Source organism: Streptomyces pilosus, from assembly GCF_014649835.1.
GTDB classification, from domain to species: Bacteria; Actinomycetota; Actinomycetes; order Streptomycetales; family Streptomycetaceae; genus Streptomyces; species Streptomyces pilosus.
The window spans coordinates 152,577-169,799 of the sequence record NZ_BMTU01000012.1 but is presented as its reverse complement, the minus strand read 5'-3'; the positions used below and the strand labels follow the sequence as shown (position 1 = coordinate 169,799).

At 74.4% G+C, this 17,223-nt stretch carries 15 protein-coding genes and 1 pseudogene; 4 read left to right on the top strand and 12 right to left on the bottom strand.

Features of this window, described 5'->3' with window-relative positions:
• Nucleotides 1–36: 36 nt before the first annotated feature.
• Nucleotides 37–1,095 carry a lytic polysaccharide monooxygenase auxiliary activity family 9 protein gene (locus IE118_RS26260; protein ID WP_189560518.1) on the bottom strand — a complete coding sequence of 353 codons (1,059 nt, stop codon included), beginning with the start codon at nt 1,093–1,095 and terminating at the stop codon, nt 37–39.
• A 127-nt stretch (nt 1,096–1,222) separates the two neighbouring features.
• On the opposite strand from IE118_RS26260, the pseudogene IE118_RS26255 reads away from it, so the two are divergent.
• Nucleotides 1,223–1,743: pseudogene (locus IE118_RS26255) on the top strand (GNAT family N-acetyltransferase); the annotation flags it as partial.
• A 295-nt stretch (nt 1,744–2,038) separates the two neighbouring features.
• Nucleotides 2,039–2,659 carry a class I SAM-dependent methyltransferase gene (locus tag IE118_RS26250; RefSeq protein ID WP_189560517.1) on the top strand — a complete coding sequence of 207 codons (621 nt, stop codon included), beginning with the start codon at nt 2,039–2,041 and terminating at the stop codon, nt 2,657–2,659.
• Between the two features lie 10 nt (nt 2,660–2,669).
• Here IE118_RS26250 and IE118_RS26245 read toward each other — a convergent pair whose 3' ends face one another.
• Both IE118_RS26245 and IE118_RS26240 read right to left on the bottom strand, forming a co-directional pair.
• Nucleotides 2,670–3,170, bottom strand: coding sequence for a ribonuclease FAU-1 family protein (locus IE118_RS26245; protein ID WP_189560516.1), 501 nt, complete (start codon nt 3,168–3,170; stop codon nt 2,670–2,672).
• Entirely contained in the window at nt 3,151–4,080 is a 930-nt protein-coding gene (locus IE118_RS26240; protein ID WP_189560515.1) for a GNAT family N-acetyltransferase, read from the bottom strand. The genes IE118_RS26245 and IE118_RS26240 overlap by 20 nt, the downstream gene beginning before the upstream one ends.
• Nucleotides 4,081–4,187: 107 nt before the next feature.
• Here IE118_RS26240 and IE118_RS26235 point away from each other — a divergent pair, with 107 nt between their 5' ends.
• Complete coding sequence (locus tag IE118_RS26235) at nt 4,188–4,553, top strand: GntR family transcriptional regulator (RefSeq protein WP_189560514.1); 366 nt, start codon at nt 4,188–4,190, stop codon at nt 4,551–4,553.
• An 85-nt stretch (nt 4,554–4,638) separates the two neighbouring features.
• Here IE118_RS26235 and IE118_RS26230 read toward each other — a convergent pair whose 3' ends face one another.
• The 5 genes from IE118_RS26230 to IE118_RS26210 form a co-directional block, all read right to left on the bottom strand.
• Entirely contained in the window at nt 4,639–5,415 is a 777-nt protein-coding gene (locus IE118_RS26230) for a DUF72 domain-containing protein (protein ID WP_189560513.1), read from the bottom strand.
• A gap of 16 nt (nt 5,416–5,431) precedes the next feature.
• Entirely contained in the window at nt 5,432–6,526 is a 1,095-nt protein-coding gene (locus IE118_RS26225) for a DUF5925 domain-containing protein (RefSeq protein WP_189560512.1), read from the bottom strand.
• Between the two features lie 87 nt (nt 6,527–6,613).
• Entirely contained in the window at nt 6,614–7,414 is an 801-nt protein-coding gene (locus IE118_RS26220; protein WP_229846940.1) for a polysaccharide deacetylase family protein, read from the bottom strand.
• Nucleotides 7,407–8,417 (bottom strand): glycosyltransferase family 2 protein, encoded by a 1,011-nt coding sequence (locus IE118_RS26215; protein WP_189560511.1) that lies wholly within the window; start codon nt 8,415–8,417, stop codon nt 7,407–7,409. Before IE118_RS26215 ends, IE118_RS26220 begins: the two co-directional genes overlap by 8 nt.
• The gene (locus tag IE118_RS26210; RefSeq protein WP_189560510.1) at nt 8,414–9,235 is read right to left on the bottom strand and encodes a glycosyltransferase family 2 protein; all 822 of its coding nucleotides are present in this window, start codon (nt 9,233–9,235) and stop codon (nt 8,414–8,416) included. The genes IE118_RS26215 and IE118_RS26210 overlap by 4 nt, the downstream gene beginning before the upstream one ends.
• Nucleotides 9,236–9,836: 601 nt before the next feature.
• Here IE118_RS26210 and IE118_RS26205 point away from each other — a divergent pair.
• Nucleotides 9,837–10,643, top strand: a complete 807-nt coding sequence (locus IE118_RS26205; protein ID WP_189560509.1) for an SGNH/GDSL hydrolase family protein — start codon at nt 9,837–9,839, stop codon at nt 10,641–10,643.
• An 8-nt stretch (nt 10,644–10,651) separates the two neighbouring features.
• On the opposite strand, the gene IE118_RS26200 is transcribed toward IE118_RS26205, so the two are convergent.
• From IE118_RS26200 to IE118_RS26185, 4 genes are all read right to left on the bottom strand, one after another.
• Nucleotides 10,652–12,280, bottom strand: a complete 1,629-nt coding sequence (locus IE118_RS26200; protein ID WP_189560508.1) for a serine/threonine-protein kinase — start codon at nt 12,278–12,280, stop codon at nt 10,652–10,654.
• 39 nt (nt 12,281–12,319) lie between these two features.
• Nucleotides 12,320–13,921 carry a HoxN/HupN/NixA family nickel/cobalt transporter gene (locus tag IE118_RS26195; RefSeq protein ID WP_189560507.1) on the bottom strand — a complete coding sequence of 534 codons (1,602 nt, stop codon included), beginning with the start codon at nt 13,919–13,921 and terminating at the stop codon, nt 12,320–12,322.
• Complete coding sequence (locus tag IE118_RS26190) at nt 13,918–15,453, bottom strand: tetratricopeptide repeat protein (protein WP_189560506.1); 1,536 nt, start codon at nt 15,451–15,453, stop codon at nt 13,918–13,920. The genes IE118_RS26195 and IE118_RS26190 overlap by 4 nt, the downstream gene beginning before the upstream one ends.
• Nucleotides 15,454–15,553: 100 nt before the next feature.
• On the bottom strand, nt 15,554–17,086 hold the full coding sequence (locus tag IE118_RS26185; RefSeq protein WP_189560505.1) for a DUF4331 domain-containing protein: 1,533 nt from the start codon (nt 17,084–17,086) through the stop codon (nt 15,554–15,556).
• Nucleotides 17,087–17,223: the final 137 nt, after the last annotated feature.

Sequence of the window (17,223 nt, the reverse complement as noted above, 5' to 3'; positions counted from 1 at the left end):
TCCGGCCTGAGCCGCCGGACAGGGCCCCCGAGTCCGTCAGCGGCCGTGCCGCGCGGCCGCCGTGCGCCGCCGCCCGGAGGCGAACAGCGCCGCGGAGCCCAGCGCGAGCGCCGCGGCACCGCCGATCATCAGGTAGGGCGTGCGGGAGTCACCACCGGTCTCCGCGAGGTTCTGCGAGGCCCCGGCCGCCTTGGGCTGGTTGGGGGTGTCCGTGTCCCCGGTGGCGTCCTGGGCCGGCCCGCCGCCCGCCGCCACCGGCTTCGCCGAGGTGCCGGGGTCGTCGTCGCCGTGCCCGTGGTTCTCGATGGTCGACTTCCCTGCGCCGTCCTTGATCTGCTCCTCGGACGGGGCGGAGGCCGTCGGCGCCGGGACCGCCGCCTCCCCGGGGGTGTCGCCGGAGCCGGAGGTCTCACCGCCGGCCGCGTCCCCGCCCGCCGGGGACCCGCCGCCCGCCTGGGACCCGCCGCCGAAGGTGACGTCCGAGCACGAGTAGAACGCCTCCGGGCTGTCCGACCGCTGCCACACCGCGTACAGCAGCTGCTTGCCGGAGCGCTCGGGGAGGGTCCCGCCGAACGTGTAGAAGCCGCCCGACGCGGCCGGGTCGGTGGAGGTCGCCACCGGGTTCGCCAGGTCCAGGTCGTCCCAGGCCAGGGGCTGCGACGGGTCGTAGCCGGGCTTGGTGATGTACACCTTGAACGTCCCCTTGTGCGGGGCCGTCACACGGTACTTGAAGGTGTACGAGCCGCTGCTCACGCTCGTCGCCGGCCAGTCGGCGCGGGCCAGGTCGAGGCCCTTGAACGCCTCGTTGCCGGCGCTGCACAGCCTGCCGTCGGCGATGAGCTCCTGGTGGCGTCCGCCCGCGTCACCGATACGGACGCCGTTCCAGTCGTAGAGCGCCTGGGTACCACCGGCCGCGACCGCCGCCCTGCACGCCGCCGAGGCGGGGCTCTCCGGGCCCTCGGCGTAGCACTGCGCGACCCGGCTGACCGGGTCGCCCATCGAACCGTGCGCGGACGCCGGCGTGGCGGACAGCCCGGTCAGGGCGAGCGGGACGAGACCGACGGCGGCGACAGCGGCCTTGCGGCGTGCGGACATGGGGCAGCAACTCCTCGACAGCGGTGGTCCCCGGAAGATGTCCGGGGGTGGATCCCGTGGGGTGGCTCAGAAACTAGCCGCGGGGAACCGTGGAATCGCCTGCCGAAGGCCCCGGAGGGAGATCCTTATGGCCGCGTTAAGGGAGTGCTCAGGCTGGGATCAGGTAGGTACCGTGCGCGGCACGACAGACGTGCGGATCCGCCCGGCCGTCCCCGCCGGCGTCCCCGGCGTGCGGAAGGTGGTCGACGCGGCCTTCCGGCCCCACATCGCGCGCATCGGGCTGGTATCCGTGCCCATGGAGGCGGACCACGCGGCGAACGTGGCCGCGGGCCGGGTGTTCGGGCGGAGACGCCGACGGGAGACGCGGCGGGCCCCGCGCGGGTGACCGGCCTGGTCGTGGTCGAGCCGCGCGGGGACCACCTGTACCTGGACACCGTCGCCGTCCTCCCCGAGGCGCGGGGCACCGGGGCGGGACGGCGGCTGCTGGAGTTCGTGGAGGCCCGCGCCCGCGCGCTCCGGCTGCCCGAGGTCAGGCTCTTCACGAACGCGCTGATGGGGGAGAACCAGCGGATCCACCCGAAGTCCGGCCACGAGGCCGTCGAGCGCGGGGCCACCGGGCCCCACGACCGGATCCACTACCGCAAGCGGACCGAGGCCGGCGCGGGGGCGGTCAGCCGTCGGGCCACCAGGTGCGGGCGACGTCCCTGCGAACCTCGGGTCGTCCCGCGGGACGCTCGTCGGCCTCCTCACGGACCCGGCGGGTATCCGTCTTCCCCGGGGGCTTCTGCACGGTGACACGGCGCATGACTGCCTCCTTCGGGGTCCACCGGGTTCCGCGTTCTCACGGAGGCAGACCTTTCGGGGGAGAGTTCCTCATCGGCCCCCGGCTGTCTGTGGCGGCGGTCACGAATCGATTGTCAGTGGCAGGTGTCACCGTGGACCCATGACCACGATCGGCAGTGACGGTACGGGCACGGACGGTGTCGACTGGGACGCGCGGGCCGCGGCCTTCGACGAGGAGCCGGACCACGGGCTGCGCGACCCGCGGGTGCGCGCCGCCTGGGCCGCGCGCCTGCGCGCCTGGCTGCCCGGACCGCCCGGGGACGTCCTCGACCTCGGCTGCGGCACCGGCAGTCTGTCGCTGCTGGCGGCCGAGCAGGGGCACCGGGTCACCGGCGTCGACCGGTCCCCGGCGATGGTGGCGCTGGCCCGGCGGAAGCTCGCCGGACGGGACGCGGTGTTCCTCCTCGGTGACGCCGCCGCCCCGCCGGTCGGCGAGGAGCGCTACGACGCCGTCCTCGTCCGGCACGTGCTGTGGACCCTGCCCGAGCCGGGACGGGCGCTGCGGCACTGGCGGGACCTGCTGCGGCCGGGCGGGCGGCTCGTCCTGGTCGAGGGCGTGTGGGGGACGGTGAGCCCCGCCGGCATACCGGCGGACCTGCTCACCGCCCTCCTCGCGCCGCTCGGCGGACGGGTGGGCGTGGAGCGCCTGTCCGGGGACGCGGCGCTGTGGGGCCGGGAGGTGGACGACGAGCGGTACGCGGTGCTCGCGGTCCCCGGGTGAGCCGCCGCCCTCAGGCGAGCAGCGTGCCAATCCCGTCCTCGCGGGCCCGGGCGTCCAGCTCGTCGAGGGCGGCCACCGCGGCGGCCGCCGCCTCGGGATCCGTGGTGAGCAGACCGCTCGCCGCGAACTCGTCCTCGTCCAGCCGCCGCACGTCCGTGCCGTCCGCGGAGACCCACAGGTCCAGGTCGAGGTCCTCCACGACCAGCCGGCCGCCGGAGAGCTCCGCCGGGCGGGTGATGTCGCAGTAGTGCCCCTTGAGGGCGCCGCCGGAGGTCCGGACCTCCTTCACGGAGTACCACCGGTCGCGCCAGTAGTGCTCCGTGAAGACGTCACCGGGCTCGAAGCGCACGAAACCGAAGTCGCGCACGCCCTGTCCCGCCCAGGGGGCGCGCACGCTGACGCGTGTGCCGTCGTCGCCGAGCAGCTCGGCCGGGTAGCGGATCTTCATCCGTCCCGCCTTGACGAGGACGACCTCCACCCGCGCCGGTCCGTCAGCCGGGTTCGCGGACATACCGCACCTCCGTCCCGCAGATCTCGTAGCCGAACCACCGGTTGATCGCGATCATCGGCCCGTTCCCGGTGTCGTTGCCCGTGAACGCCTCCGTGTACCCGGCCGCGCGGGCCCGATGCAGGGAGTCGTTCTTGGCGAGCTTGGCCAGGCCCCGGCCCCGGTGCGCGCGGGCGGTGCCGGTCATGCCCGTGGCGTACCGGGTGCCGCCGTCCGTCCGGGCCGCGGAGAACGCGGCGGGCCGGCCGTCGACCAGCGCCACCGTGGTCAGCTCGGCGCTGAACAGCGGGTGCCGCCAGGTCTCCGCCAGCCAGGCCTCGTAGTCGGTGAACTCGGTGTCCACGTCGCTCGGCTCGTCCGCCGTCGTCTCCGCGTCCAGCTCGAACAGCGGGCGCGGATCGGCGGCGAAGGCCGACGCCGGGCGCAGCTCCACACCCGGCGGCGGGTCCTGGAGCGGGGGCAGGGTGCCGTTCGCCAGGTCCAGGCGGAGGAAGTGGGCGGAGCGGCTCGCCCGGTATCCGTGCGCCTCGGCGAAGGCGCGGTTGCCCGGCTGGTCCAGCACCCACGCGAACAGCTTCGTCGCCCCGTGCGCGGCCAGGTGCTCCTCGGCGGCGCGGACCAGCAGCGTCCCGGCACCCCGGCGGGTGTGCCCGGGATGGACGTACACGTTGAGGTTGCCCTGGCCCGGCTCGGAGCTCTCGTGGGCCAGGTGCACCTGCGCGGTGCCGATCACCTCGCCGCCGGCCACGGCCACGAGGGGCCGGTAGTGGGCGTCGGGGTGCAGCTGGGTCAGGTCGTGCGCCAGGGAACCGGGGGTGACGAGGATGAACGGCAGCGCGGCCTGCCGGACGCGGGCGAAGCCCGCGAGGTCGGCGGGCGCGTCGGAGCGCAGATCGCGGACGGTCACTGTCATGTGGGCGCACGCTACGGGGGACGCGGCCGGGGACGCCTCCCATTTTCCGGCCGGTGGGGGCGTTCCGGGCGGTGCGCCGGCGGGGTGCGGTGCGGGACAATCGGGCCGTGACCTTGAAGATCCGGATCGATGACGGCGCGCCGCCGTACGAGCAGGTGCGGGCGCAGATCTCCGAGCAGGCCCGCGCGGGCGTCCTGCCGGTGGGGTACCGGCTGCCGACGGTGCGGGGGCTGGCCGGGACGCTCGGCCTGGCGGCGAACACGGTGGCGAAGGCCTACCGGGCGCTGGAGGCGGACGGGGTGATCGAGACGCGCGGCCGCAACGGGACGTTCGTCGCCGCGGCGGGGGCGGGAGCGGAGCGGGAGCTGGCGTCCGCGGGGCAGGAGTACGCGGCGCGGGCGCGGCGGCTGGGGTGCTCGGAGGAGGAGGCGCTGGCCGCTGTGCGGGACGCCCTGCGGGCTGCTTACCCGTGAGCGCGGTCGCGGCGGGGGCCTGACCCCGGGCGCCGGTCCGCGGGGGCCGGGTCGCGCGGTTCCCGGCGGCCCCGCGGTGCGGTCGTCAGGCCGGTCGCGCGGTTCCCCGCGCCCCCGGGGGTGCGGTCGTCAGGCCCGTCGAGTGGGCCAGGTGGGTGAAGGTTTTGGCGTTGGTGACGGCTGCCGCGTTCGGGTCGTTGTTGAAGTACGCGTGGACGTCCTCGTCCGCGGGCCAGGCCGTGGCGATGCGGTGGAGCCAGGTGCGCAGGGACTGGCGGCCGTAGAGGGGCCAGGGACGGGCCCGCCCCTGGTGGAAGCGGACGTAGCCCCAGTCGGCGGTGCGCCACAGCGGGGTCGCGGGACGGGACAGCACGTCGGCCCAGCACAGGGCGGCGCCCCGGGACTCCAGCACGGCGCGCACCTGCGGGGTCCACCAGGACGGGTGGCGCGGCTCGACCGCGACCCGGACCGACTCCGGGAAGCGGCGCAGACACGCGTGCAGCAGCGCCGGGTCGGCGCGGAGCGTGGGCGGGAGCTGGAGGAGGACCGGACCGAGCCGGTCGCCCAGTCCGGCCGCCCGGCTCATCAGGCGCTCCACCGGCTCCTCCGGTTCGCGCAGCCGTTTGACGTGCGTCAGGTAGCGGCTCGCCTTGACCGCGACGACGAACCCCGGCGGGGTGCGCTCACGCCAGGACTCGAAGGTCTCCCGGGACGGCAGCCGGTAGAAGGCGTTGTTGATCTCGACCGTGGCGAAGTGCGCCGTGTACTCCTCCAGCCAGAGCCGCACCGGAAGACCGGCCGGATACAGCGCCCCGCGCCAGTCCTTGTACTGCCACCCCGACGTCCCGACGAACAGGGTCATACCGCCATCCAAGCACCTACAGGTACAGGCCCGCGTCCGCGTCCCCGCGCGGTTCCGGGAGCGCCGTCGGGGAGGTGCCCCGGCGCAGGGCGTACAGCTCGGCCAGCGTCGCGCCCTCGCGTCCGACGCCCTCCTCACGGCCCAGCCAGCGCACCGCCTCGGTACGGGTCAGCCGGTCGACCTCGATCCGGGCGAGGCAGCGGCCGGGGCGGACCACGGCCGGGTGCAGGCGTTCCAGGTCCTCGTTGGTGGTGACCCCCACCAGGACGTTGCGGCCCTGGCCGAGCAGACCGTCCGTCAGGTTCAGCAGCCGGGACAGGGCCTGCCCGGCGGTGTGCTTGGCCTCGCCGCGGATCAGCTCGTCACAGTCCTCCAGGAGCAGCAGCCGCCAGCGGCCCTTGCCCGCCGCGTCCTCCTCGCCGATCGCGATGTCCATCAGGTAGCCGACGTCGGAGAAGAGCCGCTCGGGGTCCAGGACACAGTCCACCTGGCACCACTCGCGCCAGGACCGGGCCAGCGTGCGCAGCGCGGAGGTCTTGCCGGTGCCCGGCGGGCCGTGCAGCAGGAGCAGCCGGCCCGAGATGTCCTCGGGTGTGGTCTTCATCAGGCGGTCCATGGCGTCCGCCACCGGCGCGGTGTAGTTGGGCCGGATCTCCTCCCAGGTGCCCGCCGAGATCTGCCGGGTGGTGCGGTGCGGGCCGCGGCGCGGTGAGACGTACCAGAAGCCCATGGTGACGTTGTCCGGCTGCGGTTCGGGCTCGTCGGCGGCCCCCTCGGTGGCCTCCTCCAGGACCAGCGCCGCCAGTTCGTCGCTGATCGCGGTGACCGTGACGTCGGCGCCCCGGTTCCAGCGGGAGACCAGCAGCGTCCAGCCGTCGCCCTCGGCCAGCGTGGCGCTGCGGTCGTCGTCCCTGGCCAGCCGCAGCACCCGCGCCCCCGCGGGCAGCAGGGTCGCGCCGGAGCGCACCCGGTCGATGTTGACGGCGTGCGAGTACGGCTGCTCGCCCGTCGCGAAGCGGCCGAGGAACAGCGCGTCGACGACATCGGACGGGGAGTCGCTGTCGTCGACGTTGAGCCGGATCGGCAGGGCGTCGTGCGGTTGCGCGGACATGCCGCCATGATCGGTCACCGGGGCGCCGCGTGCACCCGATTTCCCCCGGTGCGCGCACCCCGGCCGCCCCGCCGCGACCGGGTGCGTTCAGTCCCGCGGACGGCCGGTCGGCCGTGCGGCCTGCCGGGCGCGGCGCACCACCGCGTAGCCCTTGGTCAGCGCGCGGTCCCGGGCGAAGACGCGGGCGAGGGACCGCCCCTCGACCAGCCGTGCGAAGTCGGCGGCGGACGTGGACCGGCGCACCGTCACCCGCCGCAGGGCGTACGGCCCCTGGGCGCGCCGGGCGAGGCCGTTGCCGACGGCGAGGGCCTGGGCGTACCCGGTCTCCCGCACCGCCTCGCGCACCCGGCGGCTGGAGTAGCCGTAGGGGTACGCGAACGAGGCGGGTACGGTGCCCAGCAGGTCGGAGACGATCTCCTTGCACAGGATCAGCTCGGACCGCAGCCGGTCCTCGTCCAGCCGGTCGAGCTGGGGATGGCTGTGGCTGTGCCCGCCGATCTCCACACCCGCGCCGGCGAGTTCGCGCACCTGGTCCCAGTCGAGCATGGTGTCCAAAGCGCCGCCGTTGTCGTGCGGCCCCCGCAGCCAGCCGGTGGAGACGAACACGGTGGCCGGGAAGCCGTGCGCGGCCAGCACCGGCAGGGCGTGGCGGTGCACCCCCTCGTAGCCGTCGTCGAACGTGACCAGGACCGGCCGCGCGGGCAGCGGACGGCCCGAGCGCCAGTGGGCGGCCAGCTCCGCGGTGGTGACGGGGGTGAGGCCCCGGCCGGCGATCGCCGCCATCTGCCCGGCGAACGCCTTAGGGGTCACGGACAGGGCACGGGTCGCCTCGTTCGGACGGTCCGACACGGCGTGGTACATGAGGATCGGCACGCGTACGTCATTCACGGGCGCCCTCCTCGCCGGCGGCCACCACGGAGAAGGTGCTTCCGCTCCGCCCGGCCCGCACGCTCCCCACCAGGTAGCCGCCCGCCGCCGTGAGCACCCCGGTGACGATCGCCCCCGCGCGGCCCGCGCCGCCGGGGCGGCCGAGCAGCGCGTCGCGCAGTCCCCGCACCACCCCGGCCGGCAGGACACGCGTGGTGTACCGGCGTTCGGACTCCAGGCCCCGGTCCGCGCCGACGCTGCGGGCGACCAGCGCCTTGGACAGGCCCTCGGCGTAGGTCCGGGTACGGAAGTAGCGGAACCGCTCGCGCACTCCGGGCACCCGGTGGTGGATCACCGCGCGGTCGTCGATCAGCAGGACCGCGTCGGGCCGGGCGCGGCTGAGGCGGATGCACAGTTCCGTCTCCTCCCCGCCCAGCGGACGTCTGCTCCCGTCGCGTCCGATGCCGGTGGCGAAGCCGCCCGCCGCGTCGAAGGCCTCGCGCCGGAAGGAGGCGTTGCCGCCGAGCACGTTGCGCACCCGCACCCGGCCGGGGGGCAGGCCCCGGTAGGTGCAGCCCACCACCCAGTCGAACTCCTCGGGGAACCAGCGGGGCCGCCGGCCCGACGCCCAGACCGGCTCGGTGCGCCCGCCGACCGCCAGCACGCGCGGGTCGGCGTACGCCTCGGCGAAGTACCTCAGCCAGTCGCGTTCGGCCACGGCGTCGTCGTCGAGGAAGGCGACGACCTCCCCGCGCGAGGCGGCGATCCCGGTGTTGCGGCCGGCGGACAGGCCGCGGGGGCCCGCGTTGGCGAGCACCCGCACGACGGCGCCGTCCGGGGGATCCTTGTACTCCTCGCCCAGACGGTCCAGGAGGGCCCGGTTGTGGTCGACGACCAGCAGGGTCTCCAGGGCCGGCCGGGACTGCGCCCGCACGGAGGCGACGGCCGCGAGGACGTCCTCCCAGCGGTCCTCGGTGTAGGCGCAGATCACGACCGAGACGTCCGGGGTGCCGGGACCGCTCACGACACCTTTTCCCGGCCCGCGTCGAGCAGCGGGGAGCGGTGCGGGCGGCGGCGCAGCGCACGCCGGTTGGAGCGCTCCTGGAGGATCACTCCCAGCACCCGGAACCCGTCGCGCACGGCCCGCAGATTGCTGGTGCCGTGGATGCGCAGGTACTCGTGGCTGGGGATCTCCTGCACCTTCAGACCGGCCTTGACGACCCGGATGTTCATCAGGGTCTCGACCTCGAAACCGGTGCAGTCGAGATCGATCTTGTCCAGGCAGTGTCTCCAGAAGGCGTTGTAGCCGTAGCAGAGGTCGGTGTACCGCGCGCCGAACTTGCGGTTGACGACGGCGCACAGCACCCGGTTGCCGAGCTTGCGGATGAAGGTCATGTCGTCGGTGCCGCCGCCGTTGGCGAAGCGGGAGCCCTTGGCGAAGTCCGCGCCGGAGACCAGCGCGGAGACGTAGCTGACGATCTCGTTGCCGTCCGCCGAGCCGTCCGCGTCGACCATCACGACGATGTCGCCGGTGCAGGCCTCGAACCCGGCGCGCAGCGCGTCCCCCTTCCCCTTGCCGCGCTGTCCGACGACCTTCACGTCCCGCCACAGTGCGCGGGCCACCTCGACGGTGCCGTCGGTGGAGTTGCCGTCGACCAGGACCACTTCGTGGATCCAGTCGGGAAGCGTCTTGAAGACGTACGGCAGGTTCTCCGCCTCGTTCATGGCCGGTATCACCACGCTCACCGGTGGCGCGATGGCCAGGTGCGAGGAGACGGGCCGGTACTTCCGGGCGGCCGGCGGATCCTGGTCCGCGGTCGCCGGCTGCAGTACGGAGCTCATGAGTTCGGTCCCTCTCGTCCGGCGGACCGCCCGCCCCTCGGGCGGCCCGGCTGTTCGTCCGGTTCGAAAGGGGGGTTGTTCCCACCCCGCGGCACGACGGACGGAACCGTCGTGCACGCCGGGCGAGCTGGCAGAACTGATCGGCCACGGACATCGTGGCCGTCCGCGCGGCACGGCCCGGCCACCGTTGCGGCCACCGGGCACGGCACCCCCCTACCGCGCTCCGCGCCGGTACCTCGCGGTTCCGAGCCCTCCCCTGAAGCCGCGTACTGACGGACCGATGCGGGTGAGATGTATGACGGTATTGCCGATTGAGGCCGTATCGCAAGACCTGGGACGTAACCGCAGGCTTTCGCCGAATTGGCCGTCACCGGTGTCGTTTGTCCTTATTCGCCTGTCTGCATAGCCGACTTTGCCCCCTGAAGCGTCGGATGCCGGGCTTCAATGTGGCGTACCCCGTTGGGGGCGTCAAGGGCCGAAAATCCCTACGGCCAGATTTCGTCCAGGATTGAATGAGTAACAGTTTTGGCATGAACACTTCCAGTCAACACGCGTAGTTGGTACGACGGTTGCGGCAGAGATCCTGCTAAAGGGAGGTTCCATGAGACGTTCCCGACTTCCGCTCTTCCTCGGCACGCTCCTCCTCGCCGTCAGCACCGCCCTCACCGGGGCCACCGCGGCCCAGGCGTCCCAACAAGCCGCCGCCGACGGCTACGTGGCGCTGGGTGACTCCTACTCCTCCGGCGTCGGAGCCGGCAGCTACACCGCCGAGAGCGGCGACTGCAAGCGCAGCACGAAGGCCTACCCCTACCTCTGGCAGGCCGCCAACCAGCCCTCGTCCTTCGCCTTCACGGCCTGCTCGGGCGCCCGGACGGGTGATGTTCTCTCCGGGCAGCTCGGCCCGCTCTCCACCACCACCGGCCTGGTCTCGATCAGTGTCGGCGGCAACGACGCCGGATTCGCCGACGTCATGACGACCTGTGTGCTCCAGTCCGACAGTTCCTGCCTCAACCGGATCGCCACCGCGCGGGCGTACGTCGAGTCGACGCTGCCCGGCAGGCTCGACAGCGTCTACTCGGCGATCCGCGACCGCGCGCCGAACGCCGAGGTCGTGGTGCTCGGCTACCCCCGCTTCTACCAGCTCGGCACCTTCTGCGTCGGTCTCTCCGAGACCAAACGGAAGGCGATCAACGACGCCGCCGACCTGCTCGACAACGCCATCGCCCAGCGCGCCGGGGCGCACGGCTTCACCTTCGGCGACGTCCGCACCACCTTCACCGGCCACGAGATCTGCTCCGGCAACTCCTGGCTGCACAGCGTGGACTGGCTCAACATCGGCAACTCGTACCACCCGAAGGCCGCCGGCCAGTCGGGCGGCTACCTGCCGGTGCTCGAAGCGGTGGCCTGACCCCTCCGCTACCCGTCGTCGTCCGGAACAGAGGGAGAAGCGGAGGCCCCGCCCGTCGGGGTCTCCGTCTCGCACCTCACGGAGAACGGCACCGTCTCCGAGGTGGCGCGCACCGGCGCGCGGACCTCCACGCCGATCCCGCTCTCGAAGGTCCCGCCCTCCGCGTACGTCGTCACGGTCACCGTGTCCCGCCCCACGCGCCCGCCTCCTTCGGGGAACGACAGCGTCCGCCAGCCCGGATCGGTCACCGACCCGTCCTCGGCCACCCACCGGTAGGACACCTCGGCGGGCAACCGGCCCACGGTGAACGTCGCCGTGAACGCGGGCGCCCGCCCGCCCGGCGGGGGACAGCCGCCCGAGTACTCCGTCCGCGTGCCGGTCACGGTGACGGACACGGTCTGCGGCGGGGGAGCGCTCTCCTTCCCGCCCTCGTCGCCCGCGGTGGCGGAAGGCGCCGGTCCGTCCTCCGTCTCCCGGGCGCCGCCGGCGTCCTCCGTGCCGCCGGTCCGCGCGGACGAACTCGTCCCGCCGCCGGTGTTCTTGGCCTCGGGACCGCCGTCCCCCCGGTTCAGCAGCGCGTACGCCAGCCCGGCCACCGCCAGGGCCAGGACGAGCACGCCCACGATCAGGACGACGGCACTGCGCCGGTCGCGCGCCGGGCGGGTGTCCGTGGTGGCGGGCGGCCCCGTGACCGGTGCCGGGGGAGCGGACGCGAACGCCGCCCCCGGGTGCGGCCGGACGGGCGTGGCCACCGTGGGGGCGTACGGTCCCGGACGCGCCGGTTCCGCGCGGGGCGCGCCCCCCGCGCCGACGACCCGCAGGTCCTCCAGCGCCCGCTCCGCCGGCAGCCGCTCGGCCGGCTCCTTGCGCAACAGGCCCTCGATCACCGGGGCGAGCGGGCCGGCCCGGCGCGGTGGCGGCAGTTCCTCGTCCACGATCGCCCGCAGGGTGCTCAGCGGGGTGTCGTGCCGGAAGGGCGAGAAGCCCTCCACCGCCGCGTACAGCAGCACGCCGAGCGACCACAGATCCGATGCGGGCCCCGGGGTGCGCCCCAGCGCGCGCTCCGGGGCGAGGAACTCGGGCGACCCGACGACCTCCCCCGTCATGGTCAGCGCGGAGCTGCCCTCGACCATGGCGATCCCGAAGTCGGTGAGCACGACCCGCCCGTCGTTCGCGATCAGGACGTTCGCCGGTTTCACGTCGCGGTGCAGCACGCCCGCGCCGTGCGCCGCCCGCAGCGCGGCGAGCACCTCCGCCCCGATGTGCGCGGCCCGCCGCGGCGGCAGGGGGCCCTCGGCCTCCAGCACCTCGGCGAGGGAGAGACCGCGGACCAGCTCCATGACGATCCACGGGCGCCCGTCCTCGGTCGCCACGTCGTACACCGTCACCACGCCGCGGTCCGCGATCCGGGCCGCCGCCCACGCCTCCCGCTCCAGGCGGGCGTACATCCGCTCGACGTCCGGCGCCGGCAGTCCGGCCGGGGCGCGCACCTCCTTGACGGCGACCTCGCGGTGCAGCAGTTCGTCGCGGGCCCGCCACACCGTTCCCATCCCGCCCTCACCCAGCGGCGACAGCAGCCGGTAGCGGCCCGCGATCAGCCGCTCACTGCCCGGTTCTTCGGACACCGCGCCCCCCATCGCATCCGGGCGAAGTCACCCTTTCCTCATGAAAGTAGCTCAGCCGAGTGCGGATGCCGCCCCCCTGAACACCAATCCGGCTCCCAGGGCCACGACGACGAACGCCGACCCGAGGGGCGCGCTCCGGCGCACCAGTGCGGCCCAGGGTGCCGCCGTCCAGCGGGGGCGCCGGTCCAGCAGCCGGGTCATGCCGCTGCCGGCCCTGACGACCGCGTACCCGGCGGCGGTGAGGGTGAGGGCGAGTCCGGCGCCGTACGCGACGACGAGCAGCAGCCCGAACCAGGCCTGTCCGAGGGCGGCGGCGCCGACCAGCACCACGACGGCGGACGGACTGGGCACCAGCCCGCCGGCGAAACCGAGCAGGATCGTGCCGCGCAGGGTGGGCGCCGTGGGGTGGGTGTGGGTGTGACCGCCGTGGGTGTGCTCGACGTGACCGTGCGGGTGGTCGTGCGGGTGCGGGTGCGAGTCCGAGCGCGGGTGGGCGTGGGGGTGCGCGTGGTCGTGCCCGTGCGGAGGGGTGTGGGGGTGCGCGTGGTCGTGCGCGTGCGGAGGGGCGTGGGGGTGCGCGTCGTCGTGCGGGGAAGCGGGCGCGGGACGGGGCGCCCGTTCGCGGTGGCGCAGGGCACGGCGTACGAGGCTCGCGCCGGCCAGGGTGACCAGGACGCCGCTCGCGAGGCCCAGCCAGGCGATCACCGAGGGCGCGGCGGCCGAACCGGCGGTGACCAGCAGCCCCAGGGCGACCACGCCGAGGGTGTGGGTGACGGTGACCGAGGCGGCCATCGGCAGCACGTCCCGGAGCCGGGCCCTGCCCCCGCGTGCCGCCGCCGTCGCCGCCATCAGGGTCTTGCCGTGGCCCGGGGCGAGCGCGTGCATCGCCCCGAGGAACACGGCGATCAGCAGGGCGGACGCGGCGAGGCCCGCGGACAGGTCCTGCCGGGCGACCAGGTCGTCGAGCGCGCGGGTCCAGCGGTCGGCGCCGCGCGGCAGCACCGAGGACGCCGGTGCGTCCGCCTCCTCCTCCGCCAGGGCGGGCCCGCCGGGGCGGATGCGCAGCTCCGCCGTCCTCGTGTCGGCGGGGGAGGAGAGCAGCTTCTCCGGATATCGCGTCAGTTCGCGGGAGAGCGATTCCGTGGGGACGTCCGAGGCGGTGAGCGTCGTACGGTCGCCCCGGGCGGTGATCTCCCGCCAGCCCGGCCCGGACCGCGCGCCCGCCCCCCGGAAGCGGATGTCCACCGGCCCGCCCTCCGGCAGCGGTGCGGTCAGCCCGCACTCCACGCGCAGCGTGTCGAGCCCCGCCTGGCCGGGCCGCACCCGCGCGCGGGCGTCGCGCACGGTCAGCGCGACGGCGCGGCCGTCGACCCGCACCTCGCTGTCCCGCGCGGCGGCGGCACAGCGCTGTCGGGCCCAGGCGCCGCGGCCCAGCCGTTCGATGTCGGGACCCGCCTGTGTCGCCGGGATCTCGGCGAGGTCCTCGACGTGGTGGACGCGCAGTTCACCGGGCGCGGCCACCAGCCCGTCGTAGCGGTTCACGGTGAAGTTGCCGAGCGGGTGCGCCTCCGCCGACCCGGCCGGGACCAGCGCGAGCGTGCAGGCGGCGGTGAGGACGGCGGCACCGCGGGCCACGGAACGGAGGAGGTTCAACGCGCCGCCTCCAGTTCCTCGAGCGCGGCACGGGCCGCGGCGGCGCCCACCGGTGAGAAGCCGGGATTCAGCTCCAGCGCGGCGGTCAGGGAGTCACGGGCGGCGCGGTCCTGCCCGGCGGCCTTCTCGATCATGCCCCGGTGGTAGAGGAAGACGGCGTTGCGGTAGCCCGTGGCCGTGGCGCGGCGGGCCAGGGGAAGGGCCTCCTGGTGACGGCCGTTGACGTACAGCGCCCAGGCGAGGGCGTCCGCGGTGTGCACGCTGCGCCGCCCGTCCCACTCCGCGCGGGCCGCGCGCAGCGCCTCGCCCGCGTCGCCGTGGTCGGCGGCGGCGAGCGCGGTGTCCAGGTCGACGTCGACCCCGCCGACGCGGGCCAGGGAGGTCCAGGCGTCGACGAGGGCGTACTGGTCGCGTGCCTTCGCACGGTCCCCCTCGCCGCCGCGCGCCTCGTACAACTCGCCGAGGGCGACCAGCGGGCCGGGCAGCGGTGAGCGGGCCACCACCTGCTCCAGCGTCCTCACGGCACCCGCGCGGTCACCGCTTGCGGCCTGCGCGCGCGCCCGGCCCTCGAGCGCGGGGAGATGGTCCTCGTCGGCGGCGAGCGCACGCGCGTAGTGCGTGAGGGCCGTCCCGTACTCGCCCTGGTTCCAGGCGAGCTGCCCCAGGGCGGTGGCGACGTACGCCACGTCGGCGGGCGAGGAGGCGCTCTCCAGGGCCCGCCCCAGGACCTCCCGCGCCAAGCGCACGTCGCCGCGCAACTCCCGCACGTAGGCGTACCGCGTGAACACGGGCACCCCGGGCCGCCTGCGGTCGGCGGTGACGGCGGCCCGCGCGGCCTCCTCGTACCGGCCGAGTTCGACCAGGGCGTCGACGCGGGTGCACAGGGCGCGCTCGCTGTACGGGTTCTGCTCCAGGGCCCGGTCGGCGTGCTCCAGGGCGCCGGTGAAGTCGTGCCGGGCGGCGGCGAGGGCGGCCCGCCCGGCGAGCGCCGGCTCGTTGTCCGGTTCGAGGGCGAGGGAGCGGGCGAGCGCGCGCTCGGCCTGCGGATAGCGCGATGGGTCCCCATCCGTCCGCGCCTGCTCCACGTACGCGGTCCCCAGGGTGGCCCATCCGCCGTGGTCACGGGGCTGGATCCGCAGGTGCTCCTGCAACGACCGTATCCCCGCCCCGAGATCGCCCCCGGTCAGCGCGCCGGCCGCGAACGCCCCGCCCGCCGGCGCGGCGTCCCGCCCGCCGTCCCGGCCGCCCCCGGCCGCGATGCTCCCGGCGGTCAGCGCGACCGCCAGCAGGACGGCGCAGGAGGCGATGTGCGGTCCCCGCCCGTGCCGCGCGGCCGCGGCGAACCGCCGCACCACCGCGCCGCGCCCGGCCCCGCCGCCGGGAGGCCCTCCCGGTGACCGGCCCGCCGCTTCCTCCGCGTCGGCGGCGGGGGTGCGCGCCGGCCGGCCGCCGGTGGCGGGCGGGCGCGGGGCGTGCGCCGGTCCTTCGGGTCGGGGTGTCACCTGTTCGCTGTCGTTCGTGCGCGCGGCCATGGCCTCTCCTCGGTGGTCGGCGGCGCGGCCCGTGCCGTGGGGGCGGATGGGACGGGCCGCGCCTGCTGTGGGGGACGGGCCGGAGTACCGGCCGCCGGGGTCAGTACGCCCGGCTCCGCATCCGGCGCCACCACATCAGCGCCGTGCCGATCAGCAGCAGCCCGCCGGCGCCCGCACCCGCGGACGCGGCGATCAGGGTGGTGTCGTCCCCGCCCTCCGCGCCCGCCGGGCGCAGCGCGTCACCGAGCTGGTTGCGCACGTCGTTCCCGCCGTCCACGCCCTTCGCGAGCGGTCCGCGCGACCCCTCCGTCGGGTTCGCCAGATAGGGGAAGGCGGCACCGAACTTCTTGTCGTTGGCGTCGACCGCGTCTCCCAGGTCGTTCTCCGCGCCGACCAGTTCGCCCTCGACGACCTGGAGCGCCGCGTCGATCACGTCGTCCGTCAGCCGGCGCCCGTTGGGGAAGCCGGCCTTGTCCCCGTCCAGGACGCCCAGCCGCTTCGGCTCGGCCGCCGGTTCGACCGAGGTGTTGAGGCGCAGCATCTCCGACGGCGTCACGTGCGGGGGCTGGTTGAGCCCTTCCACGCCCTTCAGGAACACGTCCACCAGGTCGTTGCGGGGCTCGTCCGGCGCGGGGATCTTGTAGATCGCCTCGATGAGCTTCGGCAGCTCCGGCTCGGTGACGTTCTTCAGGAACTGCGCGTCGTCCCACGGCCCGGACGCGTTGAAGGTGTCCTTGTCCTTCAGCGGGTTGACGACCTCGTTCACCAGCGGGTTGCCCAGCCGGGACACCTGCACGAAGTGCCCCTCGGCGTTCTTGCGCTGCGTCGTCGACCAGATGCCGACCACCGGCTGCTCCGCCGACTCGGTGATCATCTCGGTGGGGACCTGGAGGGCGAGCGAGTTGACGTTGTAGCCCTTCAGGGTGTCGTTGCCGACCTCGGTGAGGTTCCCGCCGTAGAGCAGGTCGAAGACCCGCAGGTCGAGGAAGAACGGGTCGTCGGCCTGTCCGGCGAACGTCGTCGCGCCGCCCGCCAGTTCGTGCACCGCCTGTCCCCGCAGCGTGTCGTAGTCCGGCATGGAGGCCTTGCCGACGTTCGACGGGGCGACCGGCACGTCGTCGGCGATCTTCGTGCGCGACACCGCCTTCTGGTTTTTCAGCTTCAGCAGCTCGATGTCGTAGGTCTGCGTGATGTTGAGGTCCGGGTCGTCCAGGGCGGTGACCGGGCCCGTGTTGTAGAGGAACGTCCGGTCGTTCTTCACATGGGTCCTGAAGGTGTAGCGGAAGAGCAGCTCGCCCTGCGCGTCCCCGTCGTTGTCGACGTGGATGTCGTACTGGGCGTCCTCGGCGAACGTGAAGAAGTTCGGTCCGCCGGCCGGCTCCTCGAAGGGGATCCAGTTCGCGATGATGGTCGTCGTGTCCGGCTTGTCGGGGCTGACGAACGCGTACAGGTCCGTGTTGTCGTACTGCGGGGTGCCCGAGATCAGCGGGGCCTCCCGGTGCGAGGAGGCGGAGGCCGCCTCGGGTTCCAGCGCGGTCACGCCGGCGGCCGCGAGGCCCCCGGCGGCCAGCGCACCGCAGATCAGGGTCGCGAGACTCCTGCGCCCCGCACCGGTCCTGGAGTTAGGTGTCATGCCGTCCGTCCTCAGTGCCAACTTGCCTGACGCACTGGCATTCGGAGCGTCCGCCGGGCCGGATTGGTGGACTTCACGAATTCTCTCCGGCCCCCTTCCGCCGCTCCGGGGCGTCCGTAGCATTTCTCGCTGCCGAC